The organism is Enterococcus sp. AZ035 (assembly GCF_050548325.1).
In the GTDB taxonomy this organism is placed as follows: Bacteria; Bacillota; Bacilli; order Lactobacillales; family Enterococcaceae; genus Enterococcus; species Enterococcus faecalis.
This window is the reverse complement of the sequence record NZ_CP172958.1, coordinates 2,432,818-2,456,245: the sequence shown is the minus strand read 5'-3', so window position 1 is coordinate 2,456,245 and position 23,428 is coordinate 2,432,818. Positions and strand designations below refer to the sequence as shown.

Genomic DNA, 23,428 nt, shown 5'->3' with positions numbered 1-23,428 from the left:
TGGAACAAAAATCCAAAGTGATTTTTGTCCCAGGCTCTCTTGGAAAAGAAGAAAAATCCACTTATTTCTGCTATGATAAGAGAGAAAAAGAATACGAAGGAGCTTCGCCCATGCGCAACATAAAATTAACCATTGAATATGATGGTAAAAGATACTCAGGTTGGCAACGACTAGGCAATTCAGAGAAAACGATTCAAGGGAAAATTGAAAGTATTTTAAAACAAATGACGGGTGAACCGATTGAAATTATTGGCTCAGGCAGAACGGATGCCGGCACACATGCACGTGGTCAAGTAGCGAATTTTAAAACGACTAGTTCACTAACAACAACCGAAATGTTATCCTTTTTAAATCGATATTTACCTGGCGATATTGTTGTTAAAGAAGTTACAGAAATGCCTGAACGTTTTCATGCACGTTATAACGCCACAGGCAAACAATACAGCTACTATGTTTGGAATAGCCCAATTCCTAATGCCTTTGAACGGTATCATAGTTTTCACTTTCCCAAAGCGTTGGATCAAGAAAAAATGGAACAAGCTTGCCAAAAATTAATAGGGACCCATGATTTTATTGGTTTTTCAGCATTGAAAAAAACCAAAAAATCGACTACTCGAACGATTGAAAAGATTACGATTGAAAGAAACGGCGAAATGTTACAGTTCACTTTTGTGGGTAATGGTTTCTTGCATAAAATGGTCCGCATCCTCGTTGGGACACTTTTAGAAATTGGTGCAGGCACCAAAGAATTAGCGATAATTGACGAATTATTCGCAACAAAAGTCCGAGAAGGCGCAGGTGAAACGGCTCCTGCACAAGGGTTGTTTTTAGATGAAGTGTATTATAAATAACAAAAAAATAAATTTTCTTTAACCACACCAATTAAAAAGTTGAACTTTATCTAAAAAGTGCTAACGTTAAGAAGAGATTAACAATAGAAAGAGGTCATTTTTTTGCTATCTTTACTTATTTCTGTCAAAAAATTATTTTCATCTTTTTTAGGTATCTTAAAAAAAGAAGACACTCGTGCCTTGTTCTTTTTACTGGCAACCACGTTGTTGAGTGGGACTATTTTTTATTCAACAGTGGAAAAATTGTCGCCATTAGATTCGTTATATTTAAGTTTCATGACGTTAACCACGATTGGTTATGGAGATGTGCATCCAGTTACTGACTTGGGAAAAATTTTCACCATGGTTTATGCTACAGTGGGCTTGGGGATTATGGCTATGTTTATTTCGGTCGTAGCAAAATCCTACTTGTATTCTAAACAAAGTCATCACCACCATCACCATAAAAACAAAGAACATTCAGCGGAAAAGTCTTCAGAAAAATAGACGAAATTGATGAGTTGACCAAGTGTTTCTCGAAAAATGAAAGTTTTTTGAGAAACACTCTTTTTTTATCTTAATAATTATGGTAGTATGTCCCAAACTGTATTTTATTTTAAAGGAGCGTGAAGTGAATGGTCAAAGCGATTCGGAAATTATCGTTAATTCAAAAAATCATGATAGGGATTGTGATTGGAACCACCTTGGGTTTCTTGGTGCCAGAATGGACCTTCATCAGCGTTCTTGGTGAATTGTTTGTGGGCGCCTTAAAAGCAATTGCGCCGATTTTAGTTTTTGTCTTAATTATTGCGTCGCTAGCCCAACAAAAGGCTGGGGCGAAAACATATGTTGGATCAATTTTAGTTGTGTATCTGTTAGCGACATTTTTGGCAGCTGTTGTTGCCGTGACGGCAAGCTATCTGTTTCCCGTTAAGATTGTTTTGGAGGCGGCGCAGGAAGCGCAAGCAGCCCCAACGCAACTTAGTGATGTTTTAAGCAATGTGTTAACAAGCGTTGTCCAAAATCCGATTCAAGCGATGATTGAAGGCAATTATTTATCTATTTTATTTTGGTCCTCATTAATCGGTATTGGGTTACGTCAAAGTTCGGTCGCTACCAAGGATGTGATTGCCAATCTTTCAACAGGGATTACCACGGTCGTTCAAATGATTATCGGCATTGCACCAATTGGAATTCTAGGTTTGGTGTTTCATTCGGTGGCAACAACAGGCATTGCAGGGTTAGCCAAGTATGGTCAGTTACTATTATTGTTAATTGGTACGATGGCCGTGGTTGCTTTAGTCGTTTATCCAGCGATTGTTTTTTGGAATATTCGGCAAAATCCGTATCCGTTAGTCTTTTTTGTATTAAAGGAAAGTGCGATTCCCGCATTCTTTACACGCAGTTCTGCGGCCAATATTCCCATTAATATGGAATTGGCGAAAGCAATGGATTTAAATGAAGAATCTTATGCGGTCTCTATTCCGCTGGGCGCAACGATTAATATGGGCGGCGCAGCCATTACGATTACCATTATGACATTGGCGGCAGTCCACACATTAGGCATGTCCGTGCCAATCTATTTAGCATTATTGTTGAGTATCATCGCCGCTGTTTCTGCTTGTGGGGCTTCAGGAATTGCTGGTGGTTCCTTGTTGTTAATTCCGCTTGCATGTAGTTTGTTTGGCATTTCCAATGATATTGCCATGCAAGTCGTCGGCGTTGGCTTTATCGTCGGCGTAGTCCAAGATTCCATTGAAACAGCGTTGAACTCTTCTAGTGACTTGTTGTTTACCACCTCAGTTGAGTTAGCAGACCGACGTAAAAATGGTGAAAGTATTGATGTCAAAGCGTTAATTGGTAAAAGTCAATTGGTGGTCGAACAAGAAAATATTTAAAAGAAAGGAACAACCCGCTAAAATGCGGGTTGTTCCTTTCTTTTATAATCTCGGCCCCATTTTTTTCAGGGGCCACTGAAATTATCGACCATTTTGTGAAGAAAATCCTCTCTATAATAAAGGTATCAAGTAAACAGGAGGTACACGAAATGAAATGGTATCAACTTTCCTCAACAAAAGTAATCGAGCAGACTAAGACGAAGCAAACGGGTCTTTCTAGCGAAGAACGTCAGCAACGTTTACAAACGAATGGTCCAAATAAAATTGAAGAAAAACAACAACTGAAAACGTGGCAAAAGCTAGCCAAACATTTTACAGATTTACTAATGGTGGTCTTACTCGCTGCCGCAATTCTAAAATTTGCCACAGGCGAAGTGGTCGAAGGAAGTATCATTTTTCTAGTAGTACTTGTCAATGGCTTTGTCGGTTATTGGCAAGAGCGTAAAGCAGAAGAATCATTAGACGGCCTGAAACAGATGATGGGCCAAGAGACAGTCGTTCTAATTGATGGACAAAAAACAACCGTTTCTTCTGAAACATTGGTTCTGGGAGATGTAGTCACGTTACAAGCTGGCGATGTAGTCCCAGCAGATTTGCGCTTATTTGATGTTCATAATCTGATGATTGAAGAATCAATTTTGACAGGTGAATCAGAAGCCGTGGAGAAAATTACCAGTTCCTTGAATGAAGAATTACCAACAGGCGATCAAAAGAATTTGGCTTTTTCAGGAACACTTGTCCAAGCAGGTTCGGCCTTAGGTGTTGTAGTAGAAACAGGAGATTCCACTGAAGTTGGAAAAATTAATCACGCGTTGCAGTCAGTAGATCAAAAAACAACGCCGCTCGTACGGAAAATGCACCAATTAAACAAGCAAATTTTCCAAGGGATTATGGTCTTGATCTTGTTTCTGATTTTCTTTACCACTTTTCGTCATGGCATGGAATGGAGCCTCTTATTTTCTGCGATGATTGCATTAATTGTAGCAATGATTCCAGAAGGCTTACCTGCTGTGTTAACGATGATTTTATCGATGGGTGTTCATGAGATGGCTAGAGAAAATGCGATTATTAAAGGCATGCCTTCCGTTGAAACATTAGGTTCAATGACAGTTATCTGTTCAGATAAAACAGGAACGCTAACTAAAAATGAAATGACGGTAATGGATGTAGTGACTGAAGAAATGACCATTGTCAAAGAGATTATGGCCAACTGTCAAGAATTGAAATTACAAGACCAACAAAAAATCGCCGACTTACAAGGGAATCCTACCGAGTTAGCTTTACTACAGTATGTTGATCAGGATCAACTGTCTTTACGCCCTGTAGAAAAGAAAATTCCGTTTAGTTCAAGTTACAAATACATGGCCACTCGCCATCCGCAAGCAGAAGGTTCAATTATTTATGTCAAAGGTGCGCCAGAAGTATTGTTACAACTTTCTACGTTATCTGATAATCAAAAAGGTGCTTGGCAAGCACAAGCTGCGCAATTAGCGCAAAAAGGACAACGGGTATTAGGTTTCGCTTATAAGACAGTTACGTCACAACAGGAACTGACACATGAAACATTGTCAGGATTGACGTTTGCTGGACTGGCAGGCATCATCGATCCGCCAAAAGAAAGTGCCATTCAAGCCGTCAAAGAATCTCAAGAAGCAGGTATTTCCGTCAAAATGATTACCGGAGACCATAAAGATACAGCGCAAGCCATTGGCGAGCAGGTTGGTTTAAAGCATACGAAAAAAGTCCTTGAAGGATTAGAAATTGATGCTATGTCAGATGAAGAATTAGCTCAGCACGTTCAAAAAGTCGATGTATTTGCACGAACGACGCCAGAACATAAATTACGAATTGTCACGGCTTTACAAAACAATGGTGAAATTGTCGGGATGACCGGCGATGGCGTGAACGATGCGCCAGCACTAAAGAAAGCCGATGTCGGAATTGCCATGGGAATTAAAGGAAGTGAAGTAACCAAACAAGCCGCAGATATGGTTTTGGCAGATGATAATTTCCATACGATTGCTAAAGCCGTGAAAGAAGGACGCCGCATTTTTGATAACTTGAAAAAGACGATTACTTTCTTCTTGCCAACTTCTTTGGCACAAGGTTTAATTGTTGTCTGGGCGCTTTTAATGAATCATCCTCTACCGTTGACACCTGTCCAGATATTATGGGTAAACATGGTAACTACGATTACTTTGTCTTATGCATTAGGTTTTGAAAAAGCGAGTGCTGATACCATGAAACGACCACCAAGAGATGTCAACGAAGGCATTTTAACAAAGTACAGTATTTTTAGAATCGTCTATGTGTCGGTACTCATTATGGTGCCAGGTTACCTCATGGCGTTACAATTTGAGGGTCAAGCCTTACAGCAAACGTTCCTCTTACAAAGTATCGTCTTAGCGCAAGCAGCGTATATGATCAACTGTCGTAAGTTGGTTGATCCGTCGTTAAGCACAGGCTTTTTCCAAAATAAAGTGTTGTTTGCTTCATTAGGAATCCTCTTTTTACTACAAGCACTAGTGGTCTACTTGCCAGTAGCGCAGCAATTAATTGGCACAACTTCTTTAAATGGCCTTCAATTAGCAATGATTTTCGTCCATGTTGTGAGTTTGTTTTTCCTTGTTGAAGGGGAAAAATATATAACCAAACGATTCATGACGAAAGAAAGCCAAAAAACTAGCGAATGTCCTCGCTAGTTCCTTTAAAAATAAGAATGAAGAGTGAGCTCTGCTAGTCGGCGGAGTTCATTTTTTGTTGGAATTAAAGAGAGATAAAAGACAGGAAGATCAAGATGATCCAAGGGAAAATTGGAAATAATTATGTCGGCTTCATTTAACGTCAACTGGCTTAGTTCCACATATTCAATGGCTTGTAATTTCACACGAGTACCTAAATAAGCAGCTAATTCTTGTTGTAAAAAAGCTTTCCAAGCAGGTTCCCCTTGAAAGAGGAAATAGGCAGTCATCGTTTGCGCCTGAATGGAATAAATGGCTTGTTTTTCTAACAAAGAAGCCAAACTAAGAAAATAAGTCGGTTCTTCAATCGTGGTGTAGCGAGATAAAATCTCCAAAAGTTCTTGGTTGCTCTTTGATAACGCAAGGTCCTCTGCGGCTTGTTCGGTCATTAATTCTTGATATTCCAATTGAAATTGCTCAGAAAGTGTTGGGGACTCGGTATATTTAATGAATAACAATAACAGATTATCCAATAAATTTGTTTGGATTAAATCAGGCCGGGCTTCTTCAGTGGACAAATTAGTGACAAACTGCTGTAACGACTTTCGCAGCTGACTGTAATGAGTGTGGAGCGCAGAAGCCAACGTTTCGCCATAGACATTATCGTAATTCCAACTTTCTAAGAAACAAAAGAAGGCGAAAAAACTTTCTTCTCCTTGCAAATAGATGCCTTCAGAAGCATAAAGTTTTGCCAAGGACGGTTGATAAAGTTGAAACAAGACATCTTTTGAGTCAAAAGAAAATTGACTCACTCGGCAATTGGCTTTGTTGCGAATCGTGTTAATAAAAAACCAACAAGCGCCAAAAATTTCTTCCGTTTCCACCGTCAACTCACTACTGTAAACTTGTTTCAAAAATTGGAAATAATGCTCCTCATGAATAGAATAATCGTCAAAAAAATAATTATTATGAGTAAAAGGCACCAACAAACGGTGATAAAAAATCCGAATATTGCTTTCTGCCCCGATTAGCTGAATGGTCGTCGTGGTTAGTTGAATCGTTAAATGAAAATCACGTAAGGCCAGATTCATTTTTTTGATATGTCGCTTCAAAGTTTCATAAGAAACACCACTAGTGCTCAAAAAAGAAGTTGTCACTAACTCTTTCGTAAATAGTAGTTCTTTTAATAGCTGAATACTAATGGATTGAGGTAAAAATAATGACCAAAGCTCATTGGTTTGCGCATTCCCCTGATTGCGTAACCGAATACCACTGCTATCGGTTTCAATGGACCAGTCGGCGGGTAATTGACTGCGAATATACTGTAAATCCGAAAAAACGGTTCGCTCTGTCGTTTGGATTTGCGTGGCTAAACGCTTGGCTGTCAGCTGGGGAACATTTAATAACTGTTCCAACAAACGAATTTGCCGAAGCAAATCTTTTTCCGTTATCACACGTTTTAACATGGAGTACATGGCAAAACCTCCTTTTGCTTAAGAATACGGATAAAAAGGGGATTGGTCAATTAAAAAAAGAAGCGAATCGTCATTCGCTTCTTTTTATTCACTATACAAAAATATCAAATGTATGCAAAACGGCTGACAATAAAATGGTTACAACAGCCATTCCTGATACAAAGCCGACAGCACCAGGAACAAACGGAGGTAATCGTTTAGCAATATAGCTACCGACAGGGGCCGCACTGATTCCTGCTAAAACGGCGATGGTCAGGGAAAGCCAAAAGCCACCACCCATCATTAAAATCACACCAGGAACAATGCTGACCAGTGGCATAAACGTTGGATACCAACCTTCTTCAGCGAAATGTTTTTGATAAAGAAAAACACCAACAGCCGAAGCAATCATTTGTCCCATTAAAATGTCAGGAACCAAGCCAGAACCATTTGTAATATGATTAATATTGACAAACCAATCTGTTAAAACGCCTAGAATTACCAAACCTCCAACTAACTCATTTCCATAAAACCAAGCTTCGGAGAAGTCAGCAAAAGTGCGTCGTATTGACCATTGAAAGGTTTGCGTATTTTCAATTTTAGGTTGTTTTTGCCGCTTCTGAGCGATTGGTGCAACAGAAGGAACCATCCAAGGAAGTTGATGACAGATGGCTGAAACAATCCAGCCAACAAAAGCCATTGTGGTAACGTTGGAAACTGTCCCAGGTACATTTAAAAGGGGCATCAATTGCGCATTCAGCCAATTGGCAAACGGAAAGGTGAAAAGCGCACCCAACAGAGAAATCGTTCCTAATTTTTTCCAGCCAGGACCATAAACGAGCGTTAAAGCTGGCGGCGTGCCGACAACCACAATAAACGTTGGTAACCACAACACTTCTTTTGTAAAAAAGCGTGTAAAATCAAAAACATAAATAGTTAAAAAGAGGGAAAGTAGCTGAGAAGCAAGTACCCAAGGCCAAGCACCAGAGCCACCAGCAATTGCAAATCCCTGCCATTTTGAATTTTTCCGATAAAGTTGCCAAGCAATCAGACCGCCGATTAGTAAGAAAAGCGTTGTAAAAAGTCCACCGTAAAATTCCCCTTCCGTGAAGTTCATAACAAAATAGATAAATTTGTAAAATCCCTGCTGATTCACTTTGGTAACTACGTCATTGTAAGGAAAAAAGTTAGACACATGTCGAAAGCCATTCATGATCCAATACAGGAACATTCCCAAAAAAATTTTTACAACAAGAGCTAAAACGGCTTCGTAATTGATCGATTTATTTTTCATATGATCGCTCCAAAAAAAATGACATTTTACTAAGTTTTTGAAATTAGTTTATTTTAGCTACTAAAGCTTTTAGTGCCTCGTTAAAGACATTTGCTGGCGGATTAGTCAATCCAGCGCCAATCATACCAATCCCCGGTTCTTTATGAGCAATAGCAGTATTAATGACAGGCAGCATCCCTGTTTCTAAGACTTTTAAGACATCGATGCCTGAAGGAATCCCCATAAAATCTAAAACAGGAATCGTGACATTGGGATTTTCTTTCGTAGTAATTTCCAGCATTTCTTTTGAATAATTCAATGCTTCTGCCACTGTTCCGCCAACTAATGGGACAATTGCTGGTGCAGCTGCCATGGCAAATCCGCCAACACCATACGTTTCTGTAATAGCACTATCGCCCATATCCAAACCAGCATCTTCTTGTGTGTAACCAGCAAACATCGGACCAATCACCCGTTGGGCAGGCCCCGTAAACCAGTGATTTCCACCAATCCCACTGACACGAATTCCAAATTCGACCCCGTTGCGACACATGGTGGTGACAATTGTACTATTCTCCACATTATGCCCAGCATCTAACGCACATTTAGCGGCACCCATCCAAGTCGGACCAGAAAAATAGTCAGAACTGCCAAGAAATTCAAATACTTCTTTTAATTGTTCACGAGAAAAATCAGTTTGAACCATGTAAGGCGTTAATGCTTGGACTAACAACGTACTTCCAGCTACATTGCGATTATGACACTCATCGCCCATATGCAAGGCTTGCGAAAGCATTAAGCGTAAATCAATGCCTTCTGGACAAAAAGTCATGGCATCATGAAGTAATGGACCTAAAACATCGCGCATCCAAATCAGACGATCCACGACGGATTGATCATTTGCACCAAATCGTAAAACTTTCGCCAATTGTTCACTTAAATTAGTAAAAGCCGTGTTGCCGTACGTTTCATTTTTGATAATATGAACGTACATATTCGGAGAAGTCACGCCAGCCATAGAACCAACGGCATCATGTTCATGACAAGGAGAAAACGTAATCGCGCCAGAACGAGCAACCCGATCGGCATCAGCTAGATCTTTTGCTAATCCTTCAAAAACAAGCGCTCCTTGAACGGCACCTTTCATCGGTCCGCACATATTTTCATAAGTAATGGGTGGCCCAGCATGTAAAATGGTCGTTTCAGTCATATCGGGCATGACATTAATTGCTTTATCAAATCCTACTAAAATAGGTTTTGATTGAATAATGCGGGTAACCGCTTCTTCGTTGGCTTGTTGGATTTTTTCATAAAGTGTTGGATTTTTTAATTGATCCAATAATTTTAATAGCTCTGGGTCACCATTGGCTGGCGGTGCCCAATTTACTTGATGTGAAGGAATCCCTTGTTTTTTCATATCTTCATGAATAAAGTCAATGCCTACATTGATCGTATCTAAAGGCTGTTTAAAAAGATCATTTCTGCTCATGTTCGTTCGCTCCTTTTACAAAAGTTTTGGTGGCTTCGCAAAGTTGATGACTGCTGTCGACAACGAGAACCTCTAAATCTTCTAAAATTTTCCGCTGTTCATGAATATCTTGTGGATCTTCTTCGGTCCCTAAAACATAGCCAATAATGGCTAACTCACGACCATCTGCTTTCGCTATTGCTTTGGCTTCCTTTAACGCCTCCGCTAACACGCCAACGGGATTTTCGTGAGAACCATAACCTAATTCAAAATCTAACGCTAAAACTGCCACTTCAGGATCTTTGGCTTCTTGAAGAATGCGAGTAATCCGAGAAGTCGGATCGATCATTGGATGTGGGCGGCCTTCTGTGAAACGATCATCACCGAAATCAATCAATGTATGTGCTTGGCTGTGGTCAGGATTTGCTAATTGTCGTTCAGGAATTTTATGAATATTACTATAAACATCATCAGAGACTTCTGTTAAAGCATATAAAAGTTCATCACAAAGAGTGCCACCACAGAACAACCCACGAACAAATTTTTGAGAAGGGGCTTGTTGCTGTTGGATGGCTGTTAACGTTGCGCCTGTCGGATTTTGATAGAGGCTGGTTTCCGCTTCCTGTGTTTGACTAAATTGAATCACTTTTTGAACTGCATCCAGAGAAGAAGTAGCAAAAGTGACGTTGTCTATTTTTCGTTCCGTTTGTTCACTGCCGATAAAATAAATAACAACTGGTTTAGTTGAAACAGCTAATTTTTTTAAAATTTTCTCTGTTACTTCTGGAGCAGGCGGTTTAGAAATAAGCAAAATTGCCTTAGTTTGTTCGTCAGCCATTAAAGCATCCAGCCCGTCAAGCATCATCAGCCCACCAATTTCAGCAGACAAATCACGGCCACCAGTACCAATTAATTGTGAAATCCCATAACCATATTTATGGATTTGGACACTAACTTCTTGGCTGCCTGTACCAGAAGCGCCGACAATTCCAATATCTCCTGAACGTACCTCGTTAGCAAAACATAACCCAACGCCATTAATAATCGCTGTTCCACAATCAGGGCCCATCACAAACAGTTCTTTTTCGTGTGCTTTTTGTTTTAACGCTAATTCCTCGTCAACCGTCACGTTATCACTAAAGAGCATGACGTGTTTTTGCTGATCTAAAGCTTTATGCGCTTCTCGTGCAGCAAATTTTCCATTGACAGAAATTACAACTAAGTTGGCATCAGGCTCTTCATGAAGGGCTGAATCTAACGTCTTATAGGTTACTTCAGAAGAAGCGGTTTTCTTTTTCTTTGTAAATAACTCGTCGACTTGCTGTAAAATTTCTTCTGAGTTCGCTTGGTCATCAAGATCTAAAACAATTAATAAATCACCTGTTGTAACATGCTCCAAGGCGGGTGTATATAACCCAACATTCCGAATCACTTCAAGATTCATGTCGGTTCCCATCCCAATCATTGCAGTTTTAACTCCAGCCAGTTCATTGGCTCGTGTTGAAATGGTCATTAAAGTAACTGAATCAAAATAGGCGTTCTCTTTAATTACTGTTTGAATTGTCATGATTATTCTCCTCACAAAATAATTTTAAACCAAAAATAATGCCGCAAAGTATGTCGCTTCCTGAAGTTGAGCCCACCTCCTCTAAAGCTGAAACCGCTTGAGCCATTTCGTTTGTATTTCCACTTTCAATTGATAAAAAAACACGCTGAACTAGTTGAGAAAACCGCTCGTTCACTGCTTCATGGATTTCCGCATAACTGACCGCATTCGTTCGTTCCTTGGCTAGCACAGCCAGCTGTTGGAAATTCGAGGGAAGCTGCTGTAATGCAGAAAAACTAGCAAGTAATCCTGTGATAAAATCATCGCCAGTGGGGGTTAAACCAATCCCCAATCCCAAAATCTTCGTTAAACAATCAAGAGCTATTTTAAAAGATTTTTGCGCCCAAGCTTGTTGAAAATGAACCATTTCTTTTTGAATCTGGGTCCGACTATAAGAATCAAAAAGAAAGGTTGACGGCGAAGCAGGGAAAAGTGCTTGCCAAGGATTGAAACGAGTTTGCTGAATATACGTTAAAAAAATAGCTATCTTTGTTTTACTGGGTGTTAAATAAAGTGACGTTGGTTGCCAAATTTGGGCATCGGCTAGTGTTAATTGTCGTCGGCCTAACCGGATAAACAGGGGCTCAATTTGGACAGGTAAATCAGCGAAATGGCTAAGTTTTTTTTCATCGAGTATAATCGTGTTAGGTGCTATATGTTCGGGATGCGTTGAAATGGTCAAGAGAATTTCTTGGGTGTCTACATGACCATAATTAATAGCGTGCGTAAAACATTGCAAACTAGTCAATGTTTGATGAGGGAGTTTCGATAAAATCGTTTGGTCATAAGCTAAAATTTTTGTCATTCCAACGACCTCCTTTTTAATAGCGCTTTCACGAATTCATAATAAAAGAATCCAGCACGCTAAACAATTGCTAAAAATGACATTGATTTACAAGTTTGAATGGACAATTTGTACATTGGGAGGATAAATGATGTTAAAAGTGAGTGATTTATTAACGTTAGAAGAATTACCTGGCATTACCTTAGTGGCAGGACATAAAAATCAGGACCAACCGATTTTAAAAGTCAATATTTTAGAAAATCCTGATATTTTAGATTGGCTAACAGCAGGTGAGCTGCTGTTAACGACAGGGTACATATTTAAAGATGATCGGAAATTACAGAAAAATTTTTTGAAAGAACTAGCCAAACACCATTGTGCTGCCTTAGGATTTAAAACCCAACGTTATTTTGAAGAAGTTCCACCAGACCTAATCAAACTAGCAAATGAAATGAATGTACCTATTTTAGCAATTCCTTACAACTACACCTTTTCGCAAATTGCTGACGTGTTGAAAAGTCGTGTCACGTTAGAACAATTTGACATGAATGCGCAAGAAACCGCATTGCATAATAAAATTTATCAAATCTTAGAAACGGGAAGTAGCAGTTTTCATTTGCTGCAGGATCTAGCAGAAACCATTCAAAATCCTGTCTTGTTATTGAATGACCACTTTGAAGGAGTTAATTTTTTTGACTTGCCTAAAAACCCAATTCGTATTTCTAGCATTTTAGAAGATAGACAAGAAACCTCAGAGTTCCAAAAACAATTGCTGGAACAAAGTCATCCATTACTACGCTTTTATCAAGAACCGATTCATTTACAGTTGAAACTCCAGAACCAAGTGGTGCCAATTGAAATTTATCCAATTAAAAAGAAAAATGTTATTTTATATTATTTACTCGTCTGGAACACCTTGGCCCCATTACGACCAGTCGACGTGGCTCATTTTAAAATCACAGCTCATTACTTACTTTTACAATTGCAATTGGAATACTCACGGAAATTTGAAGAATACCAACAACGAAACGAATTATTTTTTAAGCTGATTGCGCATGAAAAGAGGGATCAAGCTGTTTTCCAACAATTTCAACAGTATTATCGCTTGACAATAGATAAGCCCTATGCGATTTTGCTAATTTCATTAACCTTAAATGAACGCCAAAGGCAAGAAAAAATGTCTATTTTAGGTAACCAGTTAAACCAAGTTATCTTAGGGGATAAACAAAAAATTGTTTGTATTGAAATTGGTAGTTCCTTTATTTTATTAGTTGAAGATCCACCTGAAAAAGAAGGCGATTATCTGAAAATGATGCAACGCCTAGCAAAAAGCAGCATAAATCAGTTAATGAAAGTACAAGAAGATGTGGAACTTTTCCTAACAATAGGACCTAAGATTCAAGGTCTGACCCAGATTCATGAATCTTATCAACAAGCGATTGACATTTTAGCCTTTCAACGTCAATTCGTTGCAGAAAAACCTGAAATGAGGATTGCTTCCTACGCGAATTTTCATTTTAGACAGACACTACAACGTTATTTTTTAGAAGAAGGACAAGCAACCCTCAGAAAAAAATATCTTCAACCATTGCAGAAAAGTGATCAACAGCAACATACCGACTTTGTCCATACACTGAATGTCTATTTTCAATCAAAACGAAACTTGTCTCAAACAGCCAAAAAGCTCTTTATTCATCGTAATACTTTGTTACAACGATTGGAGAAAATTGAACAGCTAGTGCTGTTGGATTTTGATAAGGAAGTGGACTTGTTGGCGTTGGAAGTGGCGTTGTTTGTGGGAACTTAAGAAGCAATATAAGTGGCGGTTTTTAATTTAATGGAATATATATATAGCTAAAAGAAACGATTATACAAGAAGAATAATTTAATCAATAAAAAATGGCATCTTTATTGAAAAGATGCCATTTTTTATTGAAAAAGTTAGGGTATTTCATTACACTTACACTGTTCCCAATCGTCTCTATACACTATCTGTTTTATATATCAGCAAAAATTACATCATGATACAATAAATAATTTTAACAAAATACACCCTAGAAAGAAGCCCAAAAATGAACCTAACCCATCAAGACTTCAACCTATTCAACCGAGAAATCTTCACATTCAAACAACTCAAAGAGCAACAAACATCAGCAGAAATCGATGCCTTAAAGCAAGTCTACAAGCAACATTGGGAAAAGTGGAAAGCCTTAAACCTCGTCATCGCCCAAAGTTTATCAGCTGAACTCGGCATCACTAAGCCGAAAATCGAAAGCTGGACCAACGGCTGGAATTTACGCAGTCATTTCTGGGCTGCGTATCGCAGTGAGCAACGCCAAGCGGAAAATGCTTGTCTGGCGTTGTTATTAAATAAAAAGCAATTTCAAGTATATTTGATGTTTCAACATTACAAAAGTGAGGAGCGGGCAGGCTCAGTCGTCGCTTACAATCAATTGCTTAATCGTTTAGAAGCTTGGAGTCAAACCATCGACTGCGAAGGCTATTATATTTGGCCGCAGGAGGAGCATGAACTAGTGGACCATTTGCCTTTAAAAGATTATTTAGCAGATGAAAAGCAGCGGAAAATTCTAGAAGAGCGGATAGGCAATCGCTCCTTTCAGATTGGTAAGTTGTGGTTTGCGACAGAAAAGCTTGAAACGATTGAAGAAAAAAGTTGTCAGGCGCTTCAAGAATTAGCACCTCTGTACGTGGCATTACATGAAGAAAAAAACTTCTTTGATTGATTTATTGATCAGAGAAGTTTTTTTCTTCTAGTCATCAACAATTAACTCATTAATAATGGAGAGAAGACGAAAAAAAATTGCGATTTCCTTCACAAAACACCTTATTATCTTTCCGAAAATATGATATCTTTAGAATGGAAATTTCATGAAAAGAGGATGCGAATGTTTAAAAAGTACACACAAATGATAAGGGATGAATTTAAAGGGTATAATCAAAAAAAATTGAAAAAAGATTTCTTGGCAGGTTTGACTGTCGCAGCCGTCGCGTTGCCGTTAGCGTTAGCGTTTGGGGTCTCCAGCGGCGCCACTGCAGCAGCTGGCATGATCACGGCGATTATCGCTGGAATTGTGATTGGAAGCCTTTCGGGTGGGTTTTATCAAATTTCAGGACCAACAGGTGCGATGGCAGCTATTTTAATGTCAATTGCGGCAGTGCATGGTATGCAAGGGATTTTATTGGCCACCTTTTTGGCGGGAATTTTCTTGCTTTTGGCAGGGATTTTGCGTTTAGGGAGCTTGACTTCTTTTATTCCGTCACCGGTCATTACCGGGTTTACTTCAGGAATTGCTATTATTATTGCGTTGGGGCAGCTTGATAATTTCTTTGGGGTTCGTTCAGAAGGACACAATTTAATTGAGAAAATCAGCAGTTATCGTTCATTGGGCTTTGATTTAAGTATACCAACGACGGTGATGTCGATTTTAGTGGTGCTTGGATTAGTGTTCTTTCCGAAAAAGTGGAATGCGATGATACCAGCTTCATTGGTGATGATTATTTTAGCTACGTTAGCAACAGTGGTTTTTCAACTGCCAGTGGCCACTGTAGGGAAAATTCCGACAAGTATTTTTAGTGATACACGTTTGGAACTTGGTTCGCTTCAATTAAGTGCGTTTCAGGATATTTTGGTGCCTTCGATTAGCATTGCTATGTTAGGTATGATTGAAAGTTTGCTTTGTGGCGCTTCGGCTGGTCGCATGACAGGGAAACCATTAGACAGTAATCAGGAACTAGTGGCACAAGGAATTGGCAACTTAATTTTGCCATTTTTCGGTGGCGTGCCTGCGACGGCAGCGATTGCCCGCACGAGCGTAGTAATTAAATCTGGTGCGCAAACACGTTTAGCGGGTATTTTTCATGCAGTCTTTTTATTGTTATCGATGTTGCTTTTATCGCCAGTCATGTCTAAAATTCCCATGCCTGCATTAGCTGGTGTTTTAGTGGTGACAGCGTGGCGAATGAATGAATGGTCGGTGATTAAAGAATTCTTCCAGAAACGTTTCCACACAGCCTTATGTTTATTCTTTTTAACGATGATAGCGACCGTTATTTTTGACTTGAGTTTAGCGATTGTTTTAGGGGTCTTAGCGGGTTGCCTGTTTTTCATTGCGAAAAGTGCCGTGATTACGATTAATGTCGAGGAAGTTGATTGGTCAAGAATGGGGCTAGTACCGACCGATTGTACGGAAAATTGGGTGGTGGTTTATTTGAGTGGCCCGTTATTTTTCATGTCTTCTGAACGATTGAAACAAACGTTACTACAATTGGAAACAAAAAGTGGTGTAGTATTTTCAATGCGAGGAGTTCCTAGCATTGATAGTACGGCGTTAGATATTTTAGAAGAATTTTGTCTCGCAGCAGAAGGTCGCGGACAACAAGTTCAATTTGCCGCTCTGCAACCAGAAGTTGAAAAAATGATTCAAACCATTCAAGGAAATCAAGAGAAAGAATACCATTTCTCAGTCGCAGAATTTTTACAAACGGTGCATATTGCAGAACAATAAGTCATTTTCAAATAAAATGTTCTATTTTCTATTGCGGGCTTAATGGGTGAAGAAATAAGAAAAATAAGTGGGGACTAAAACAAGTTTCTAGAGAAGTTCCTAAAAAATAATAAAGAGAAAACTTCTAAGTATGAAGTTTTCTCTTTATTATTTTTTTGGTTATTTATTGAATTACTTCTAGCATAACGTCTTTTTGATCATCCGTAACATTGCCTGCGTAGTTAGGAGTGATTAAAGATATTGAACCATTTTTATTGTTGAATAAGTATAAAGTGCCCGATCTATTTTGTTCATCGTTTGAAGAAATATTAGTTCCTAAAATTAACTCTGTATTTACTTTAACGGTGCGAATACTGTTATCGCCCGCTGAAAATATTCTAATCTCTTTTGTAGGAATTGTATTTATAGATAGGTCATATTTATTAATGGCTTCTTTCACTTGACCATTTTCAGCCCCAAACAATTTAGTTCGGAAGGTAGCAATTGGTGTTGAATTTAAGTTCTCTAACGTAATTGAAGTTGGCACATTCATTCCTTTAAAATTAAATACGAGTGGATTGTTTAAACTACTAAGATCGACAGCATAAGGTGTTGCTTCTAAAGAATTTGCTTCTTCGACATTTGTAGATACTTCATTTTTAGACTTTGCCGAAGTTTGAGTGGTGCTGGAACTTTCAGAAGTTTCTTTTAGTTTATTACTAGAGCTTGTTTCTGTGCTAGAACTGTAATGATTAGTACTGCTTTTCATTGATGTTGTTCTATTAGTAGAATTTTCTTGTTTTTTAGGTTCATTCGCTTTCTGAGAACTACAACCTGTTAAAAAAATAACTAAAATAACACAAACTAATTTTTTCATACTATTCCTCCTATAGACGCTATAACTAATTTTATCGTACTTGTTAATATAACAAAAGGAATAATTATTTTATTTTCATGAATGCTCCAATTGTTTAAATCTGTAGTTTTTATACTTATTTTTGTTGCATTTGCAACAAAAATAAGTTAAAGTAATGACAATCATAAAATATTAGCGAAAGGAAGTGTCCTAGTGACAGATATTTTAAGAGAAATTGGCATGATTGCGCGGGCCTTAGATTCAATCAGTAATATTGAATTTAAGGAATTATCTTTAACACGAGGACAATATCTTTATTTGGTCAGGGTCTGTGAAAATCCTGGGATTATCCAAGAAAAGATCGCCGAACTGATTAAAGTTGATCGAACCACAGCGGCGCGGGCGATTAAGCGTTTGGAAGAACAAGGCTTTATTTATCGTCAAGAAGATGCAAGCAACAAAAAAATTAAGCGGATTTATGCCACAGAAAAAGGGAAAAACGTTTATCCAATCATTGTGCGCGAAAATCAACACTCGAATCAAGTGGCTTTGCAAGGCTTGTCAGAAGTGGAAATTTCACAATTGGCAGAGTACTTAGTCCAGATGCGTAAAAATGTCAGCGAAGATTGGGAATTTGTCAAAAAAGGGAACACACGAAATTATTAAGGAAAGGACGACTGGTCGATGGGAGAAATAAAACAATTAACAATAGAGGATGCACCAGTGTTACAAGAAATCAGCATTGAAACATATACAGATACTTTTGGACCGTACAATACGCCAGAAAATATGCAAGCCTATTTAGTAGAAGCCTACAATTTAGAAAAATTACAAAAGGAATTAGCTAATCCCCACTCTGACTTTTATTTTATCTTGGTCGATAATCAATTGGCTGGCTACATGAAATTAAATCGTGAGATGGCACAAACGGAACCGATGGGGTCAGAAAAGCTCGAGGTTGAGCGATTGTATATTTTGCCTGCGTTTAAAGGAAAGAAGCTGGGAACACAATTGTTAGAACTGGCGGAAGAAAAAGCTCGTGAATTTGGTAAAAAAGCACTGTGGCTAGGTGTCTGGGAACACAATGATGCGGCGCGGGCATTTTATAAAACGATTGGCTACCGCTATTACAGTCAACATTCATTTTTTATGGGAGACGATGAACAGACGGATTTTATTTTGTTAAAGGAATTATAGCAAGAAAATTTAGAAACAAAGATTTCTGATAAAATCAGAAATCTTTGTTTATTTTTTTGATTAAAATTAAGCATTTTTTATTTTCAAAATGTTATTTTTTAAAACGTAAAAATTGAAAAAGAAGATTTTGAATCTGTGAAAAGTTGTCGATCTTGTGAGAAAACTCTTTTGTCAGTGTCTTTTTTCAGGATGGGTCTCTTCCTGAAAATCCACTTCAGTTTATCTGTTTTGTGTGTGTTTGATTAAAAAATGTTGTGTTGGATTTCATTTAAATGTATAATTTATTTATGTCATTTTTAATAATAAGCGTATTTTAGTATTTGAAAAGAGAAGTTGTACATAATATGTGAATAAAAAGATTTGTTTCTTACTTTCTAGAGTGAGAGGGCGATATAAAAAAGGTTGCTATTTTTTCGTTCAAAGTGAACAAAGAATCGTTTGTTATTTAGTTGGGGTAACTAATGATTGTTGTTATAAAAAGCGCTTACAATTTGTGTGATGAGAGTAGTACGCATGTTTGTGCAAAAGTGACAAAAAAGAGAAGGCAGGGTGTTTTAATAGAAAAAAATTTTTAATAAAAAGGAGAGTTTGTCGTGGAGAAAAATGTGTCTCAAGTAACAGCTCAAGAAGAAACAGCGATGAAAGCACGTGGCTACAATGAGGATTTGTTGCCAAGTAGCCCGAAACAACGGACGATGGGCGCGCGCAATTTTTTTACATTATGGATGGGTTCGATTCATAATATCCCGAATTATGCAGCAGTGGGCGGCTTTATTTTCTTAGGTTTATCGCCGCTGCAAGTTATGCTGGCAGTTGTGTTAAGCTCATTCATTGTAGCAACTTTCATGAATTTAAATGGCGGGGCTGGCTCTAAATATGGCATTCCTTTTGCGATGCACTTACAGTCTACTTACGGCAGTCTCGGGGCAAAACTGCCAGGGTTCTTAAGAGGTTGTGTGGCCGCGATTGCTTGGTTTGGTCTGCAAACGTTTACAGGATCGCTCGCTTTATTAATTATTCTCGGGAAATTTTGGCCGAACTTTTTACAAATTGGTGGGTCATTCCAGTTTTTTGGTCTCAGGCTACCTGAATTAATGGCGTTTACTCTTTTCTGGCTCTTAAATGTGGCAATAGGTTTCGGTGGTAGCAAAATTTTGAACCGGTTTACCGCCATTTTAAGTCCGTTGATTTATGTCGTTATTATTGGATTAACGATTTGGGCCATTCGAGCTGGGGGCGGTTTAACACCAATTTTGTCCTATCAAGTTTCTGGTGCGATTCGTTCAGTCAATCCACTTGTGGCGTATCTGATTATTTTTAACTCGGTTGTGGCCGTTTGGTCAGCGCCTGGTGCGAGTGTGGCGGATTTTACTAAGAATGCGCGCTCGACACGTGCTCAGGTTGTGGGGCAAACAGCAGGTTTAGTTGTTGGTTATGGGATTTTCGCTTTTTCCAGTGTGGTTATTCTGTTAGGTGGTTCGCTGTATTTTGGGATTCAAGAATGGAATATTTTAAACATTATTGATCGTTTAGATAATGTGGCGGTGGTGGTCTTAGCCATGTCAGTTTTCTTATTAACGACTATTTCAACGAATGCAACAGGGAACATCATTCCGGCAGGTTATCAATTGGCAGCACTGTTTCCTAAAAAAATGACGTATAAAAAAGGCGTCATGATTGCCAGTGTTATCAGCTTTCTCATTATGCCTTGGAAACTGATGGAAAACGCCGATAGTATTTTTATTTTTCTGAACGCAATTGGAGCTGTTTTAGGACCAGTCGCTGGCGTGATGATTGCGAATTATTATTTTGTTCAAAAGCAACAAATTGATTTAAATGCTTTATACGTAGATAAACACAAAAAAGAGGAAGCCAATCCTTTTTACGGATTAAACAAGCCGGCGTATGTTGCTACTATTCTGGCGTTGGTTCTTTCCTTAAGTGGTCAATTTATTCCACAGGTTAAAATCATTGCTGATATTTCGTGGTTTGTGGGCTTTACCACAGGTTTTGTGCTGTACTTAGTGTTAAAAAAATGGACTTGGGATTCAAAAAAAGTGAAAGAAACAGCTTATCAGGAGGGAAAATAAATGCAAGCAGAGTTAGTGATTAAAAACGGGTTAGTTATTTTAGAAACTGGAGAAGTCATTACGGATGTCGCCGTTCAAGGAGGAAAAATCGTAGCGATTGGGCAAGACTTGTCAGGAGAACGTGTGATTGATGCGACGGGTTTAGTCGTTAGTCCTGGGATGGTGGATGCCCATGTTCATATTACCGATCCTGGTGGTGGTTACCGCGATGAATGGGAAGGGTATGTCACAGGAACGGCCGCTTGTGCCAAAGGGGGCGTGACGACCTTTATGGAAATGCCTTTAAATCAGATTCCAGCAACTGTGGATAAGACCTCTCTTGAGATCAAATACAAGGCAGGAGAAAATAAACTAAAAGTAGATGTAGGGTCATTTGGCGGCGTGGTCCCGACCAACTTGGCTGGTGGGATTCAGGAACTTGATGAAGGAGGCGTTTCCGGCTATAAATGCTTTTTAGGAACGTGCGGCGATCGTTCAATTGAAGGAGATTTTCAAAATGTCGACGATTATTCACTATATGAAGGAATGAAACAAGTTGCTAAGACTGGCAAAGTGCTAGCAATCCATGCAGAAAATGCGCCAATTACGGATAAATTAGGCGCGTTAGCTTATCAAAATGGCGAAACGACTTTAGCAGCATATGTAGCTACACGTCCTGTGTTTACCGAAGTTGAAGCGATTCAAAAAGCCATTTTATTTGCCAAAGAAACAGGTTGTCGGATTCATATTTGTCATGTGGCTTGTCAAGAAGGCGTGGAAGAAGTTTTGAAAGCCCAAGCAGAAGGGGTAGATGTGACTTGTGAAACATGTACGCATTATTTATATTTTACCACGGATGAACTTGATGCCATTGGTCCAGTTGTCAAATGTTCGCCGCCGATTCGTGACGCGGACCAACAAGCCGCCTTATGGAACCACGTGCAAACAGGCGGCATCGCGTTTGTAACCTCTGACCATTCTCCTTGTACGCCAGACTTAAAAGATACAACCAATGCTTTTGAAGCTTGGGGCGGCATTTCTGGTGTTCAAAATAACGTCGACGTGTTATTCGATGAAGCCGTCCAAAAACGTGGTTTATCCTTGAAACAATTCGCGGGTATGATTGCAGCAAACCCAGCTGACCGTTATCACTTAGCACAAAAGGGCCGCATCAGCATTGGTAAGGATGCCGATTTTGTACTAATTAAACCTAATGCACCGTATATCTTAAAAGCAGAAGATTTAGAATATCGAAATAAAATTAGTCCTTACATTGGTCGTGAAATTGGGGCCCAAGTGATTCAAACAATTTTAAGAGGCGAAACAATTTACGCACAAGAAACTGGGGTAACCGAGGCGTTTAACGGCGTATTTATCAAAAATTAAACACCTATTTTAGAAATGGAAAGGGACAGAAGCGTAATTGAATTAGCGCCTCTGTCCACGAGTTAGAGGATGTTCGTTGGTTGTTTCGCACAAAAAAAGGCTTAATTTTGTTTGATAAGTACAATGAAGATAACTAGGGAAACGTTTACAATTAGAGTGTAATCAGTCAGGAGGTTTTGTGATGGACTTGGAAAAAGTTTTAAGACAAAGAATCGAAGAGTTGTCAGCAATTGGGAGTGATCCTGCTGGAGGGATGACACGCTTACTTTATACAGATTCGTGGTTGGCAGCACAAAAGTATGTGCAAAGCCAAACTGAGGCGTTTGGACTGGAAACGCAATTTGACGAAGTTGGGAATCTGTTTTGTCGAGTGGCAGGAACGGAATTTCCTCAGGAAACGATTTTAACTGGGTCACATATCGACACAGTAGTTAATGGTGGGACCTTAGATGGTCAATATGGTGTTATTGCTTCCATGACGGCTGTTCAATATTTATTAGACAAATATGGGAAACCACGGCGTTCTTTAGAAGTGCTTTCCATGGCTGAAGAAGAAGGGAGTCGTTTTCCAACGGTTTTCTGGGGAAGCAAAAATGTCGTTGGTGAAGCCAAATGTGAAGAAGTAGTCGACATCTCTGACAACGAAGGTAAAAAGTTTGTTGATGAGATGCATCGCCAAGGCTTTGATTTTCGGCAAGAGCAAACTAGACGTGAGGACATTGAAGCATTTGTCGAAATTCATATTGAACAAGGCAATATTTTAGAGAACGAAAAGCTCCAAGTCGGTGTTGTTCATAGTATTGTAGGGCAACGTCGCTACACGGTTAACTTAAAAGGGCAAGCCAATCATGCAGGTACTACGCCAATGAGTTACCGTCATGATGCAGTGTACGGCTTTGCTAAAATTTGTGCAGAAGCCATTGATCGTGCGAACGAAATTGGGGATCCGTTAGTTTTAACATTCGGCAAAGTCATTCCGAAACCCAATACAGTCAACGTGGTGCCTGGAGAAGTGGAATTTACAATTGACTGCCGTCATACCGACGCTGCTTTTTTACGACATTTTACAGGTGAATTAGAAGAACGGATGAAGACAATTGCTCAAGAATTAGGCTTAACGATTGCGATTGACCGTTGGATGGATGAAGCCCCTGTACCGATGAATCAAGCAATTGTAGAAGTTATTGAACAAAAAGCTAAAGAAGGCAAGTATCAGTATCGTATGATGCATAGTGGTGCTGGGCATGATTCGCAAATTATTGCGCCCCATTACCCGACAGCGATGATATTTGTGCCAAGTATTGGTGGGATTAGTCATAATCCAGCAGAAGCAACGGCATTTCCAGATTTGGTTGAAGGCGTCAAGCTTTTAGCAGATACCTTATATGAATTAGCGTATAAATAAGATAGAAAAGGAAGAA

18 protein-coding genes are annotated in these 23,428 nt (G+C 39.0%); 12 read left to right on the top strand and 6 right to left on the bottom strand.

Translation table 11 applies throughout. From position 1 onward, the window contains the following. The first annotated feature begins 110 nt into the window (after nt 1-110). The 4 genes from truA to IGL32_RS11770 all read left to right on the top strand — a co-directional run bounded on the left by truA (nt 111) and on the right by IGL32_RS11770 (nt 5,430). Complete coding sequence (truA, locus tag IGL32_RS11785; protein ID WP_002365313.1) at nt 111-851, top strand: tRNA pseudouridine(38-40) synthase TruA; 741 nt, start codon at nt 111-113, stop codon at nt 849-851. Between the two features lie 102 nt (nt 852-953). Continuing rightward, a complete protein-coding gene (locus tag IGL32_RS11780; protein ID WP_002355036.1) occupies nt 954-1,337 on the top strand; it encodes a potassium channel family protein in 384 nt (127 codons plus the stop codon). Nucleotides 1,338-1,465: 128 nt separating this feature from the next. Beyond that, nucleotides 1,466-2,728, top strand: coding sequence for a serine/threonine transporter SstT (sstT, locus tag IGL32_RS11775; RefSeq protein WP_156210193.1), 1,263 nt, complete (start codon nt 1,466-1,468; stop codon nt 2,726-2,728). 149 nt (nt 2,729-2,877) lie between these two features. Further along, nucleotides 2,878-5,430: a cation-transporting P-type ATPase gene (locus IGL32_RS11770; protein ID WP_156210194.1), complete on the top strand. Its 2,553-nt coding sequence runs from the start codon at nt 2,878-2,880 to the stop codon at nt 5,428-5,430. A gap of 5 nt (nt 5,431-5,435) precedes the next feature. Here the strand turns inward: IGL32_RS11770 and IGL32_RS11765 are convergent, their stop codons facing one another. From IGL32_RS11765 to IGL32_RS11745, 5 genes are all read right to left on the bottom strand, one after another. Continuing rightward, nucleotides 5,436-6,875: a helix-turn-helix domain-containing protein gene (locus tag IGL32_RS11765; RefSeq protein ID WP_025191201.1), complete on the bottom strand. Its 1,440-nt coding sequence runs from the start codon at nt 6,873-6,875 to the stop codon at nt 5,436-5,438. Nucleotides 6,876-6,975: 100 nt separating this feature from the next. Continuing rightward, the gene (locus IGL32_RS11760; RefSeq protein ID WP_156210195.1) at nt 6,976-8,157 is read right to left on the bottom strand and encodes a hypothetical protein; all 1,182 of its coding nucleotides are present in this window, start codon (nt 8,155-8,157) and stop codon (nt 6,976-6,978) included. A 43-nt stretch (nt 8,158-8,200) separates the two neighbouring features. Further along, nucleotides 8,201-9,625, bottom strand: coding sequence for a DUF1116 domain-containing protein (locus tag IGL32_RS11755; protein WP_002355045.1), 1,425 nt, complete (start codon nt 9,623-9,625; stop codon nt 8,201-8,203). Then, entirely contained in the window at nt 9,612-11,171 is a 1,560-nt protein-coding gene (gene fdrA / locus IGL32_RS11750) for an acyl-CoA synthetase FdrA (protein ID WP_025186696.1), read from the bottom strand. The genes IGL32_RS11755 and fdrA overlap by 14 nt, the downstream gene beginning before the upstream one ends. Beyond that, nucleotides 11,149-12,015: a DUF2877 domain-containing protein gene (locus IGL32_RS11745; RefSeq protein WP_156210196.1), complete on the bottom strand. Its 867-nt coding sequence runs from the start codon at nt 12,013-12,015 to the stop codon at nt 11,149-11,151. The genes fdrA and IGL32_RS11745 overlap by 23 nt, the downstream gene beginning before the upstream one ends. 127 nt (nt 12,016-12,142) lie before the next feature. Between IGL32_RS11745 and IGL32_RS11740 the strand changes: the two genes are divergently transcribed. The 3 genes from IGL32_RS11740 (at nt 12,143) to IGL32_RS11730 (ending at nt 16,520) form a co-directional block, all read left to right on the top strand. Then, nucleotides 12,143-13,801, top strand: coding sequence for a PucR family transcriptional regulator (locus IGL32_RS11740; RefSeq protein WP_197080448.1), 1,659 nt, complete (start codon nt 12,143-12,145; stop codon nt 13,799-13,801). 265 nt (nt 13,802-14,066) lie between these two features. Beyond that, entirely contained in the window at nt 14,067-14,738 is a 672-nt protein-coding gene (locus IGL32_RS11735) for a glucose-6-phosphate 1-dehydrogenase family protein (protein WP_156210198.1), read from the top strand. A gap of 120 nt (nt 14,739-14,858) precedes the next feature. Beyond that, nucleotides 14,859-16,520: a SulP family inorganic anion transporter gene (locus IGL32_RS11730; RefSeq protein WP_173963722.1), complete on the top strand. Its 1,662-nt coding sequence runs from the start codon at nt 14,859-14,861 to the stop codon at nt 16,518-16,520. A 163-nt stretch (nt 16,521-16,683) separates the two neighbouring features. Here IGL32_RS11730 and IGL32_RS11725 read toward each other — a convergent pair whose 3' ends face one another. Further along, complete coding sequence (locus IGL32_RS11725) at nt 16,684-17,376, bottom strand: hypothetical protein (protein WP_156210199.1); 693 nt, start codon at nt 17,374-17,376, stop codon at nt 16,684-16,686. A gap of 192 nt (nt 17,377-17,568) precedes the next feature. Between IGL32_RS11725 and sylA the strand changes: the two genes are divergently transcribed. The 5 genes from sylA (at nt 17,569) to allC (ending at nt 23,412) form a co-directional block, all read left to right on the top strand. After that, a complete protein-coding gene (gene sylA / locus IGL32_RS11720; protein ID WP_113794613.1) occupies nt 17,569-18,021 on the top strand; it encodes a transcriptional regulator SylA in 453 nt (150 codons plus the stop codon). An 18-nt stretch (nt 18,022-18,039) separates the two neighbouring features. Further along, complete coding sequence (locus tag IGL32_RS11715) at nt 18,040-18,552, top strand: GNAT family N-acetyltransferase (RefSeq protein ID WP_156210200.1); 513 nt, start codon at nt 18,040-18,042, stop codon at nt 18,550-18,552. Nucleotides 18,553-19,145: 593 nt separating this feature from the next. Then, on the top strand, nt 19,146-20,642 hold the full coding sequence (allW, locus tag IGL32_RS11710) for an allantoin permease (protein ID WP_104855703.1): 1,497 nt from the start codon (nt 19,146-19,148) through the stop codon (nt 20,640-20,642). Next, nucleotides 20,643-22,007, top strand: a complete 1,365-nt coding sequence (gene allB, locus IGL32_RS11705) for an allantoinase AllB (RefSeq protein WP_156210201.1) — start codon at nt 20,643-20,645, stop codon at nt 22,005-22,007. It begins immediately after the preceding gene. 181 nt (nt 22,008-22,188) lie between these two features. Further along, complete coding sequence (allC, locus tag IGL32_RS11700) at nt 22,189-23,412, top strand: allantoate deiminase (RefSeq protein WP_156210202.1); 1,224 nt, start codon at nt 22,189-22,191, stop codon at nt 23,410-23,412. Nucleotides 23,413-23,428: the final 16 nt, after the last annotated feature.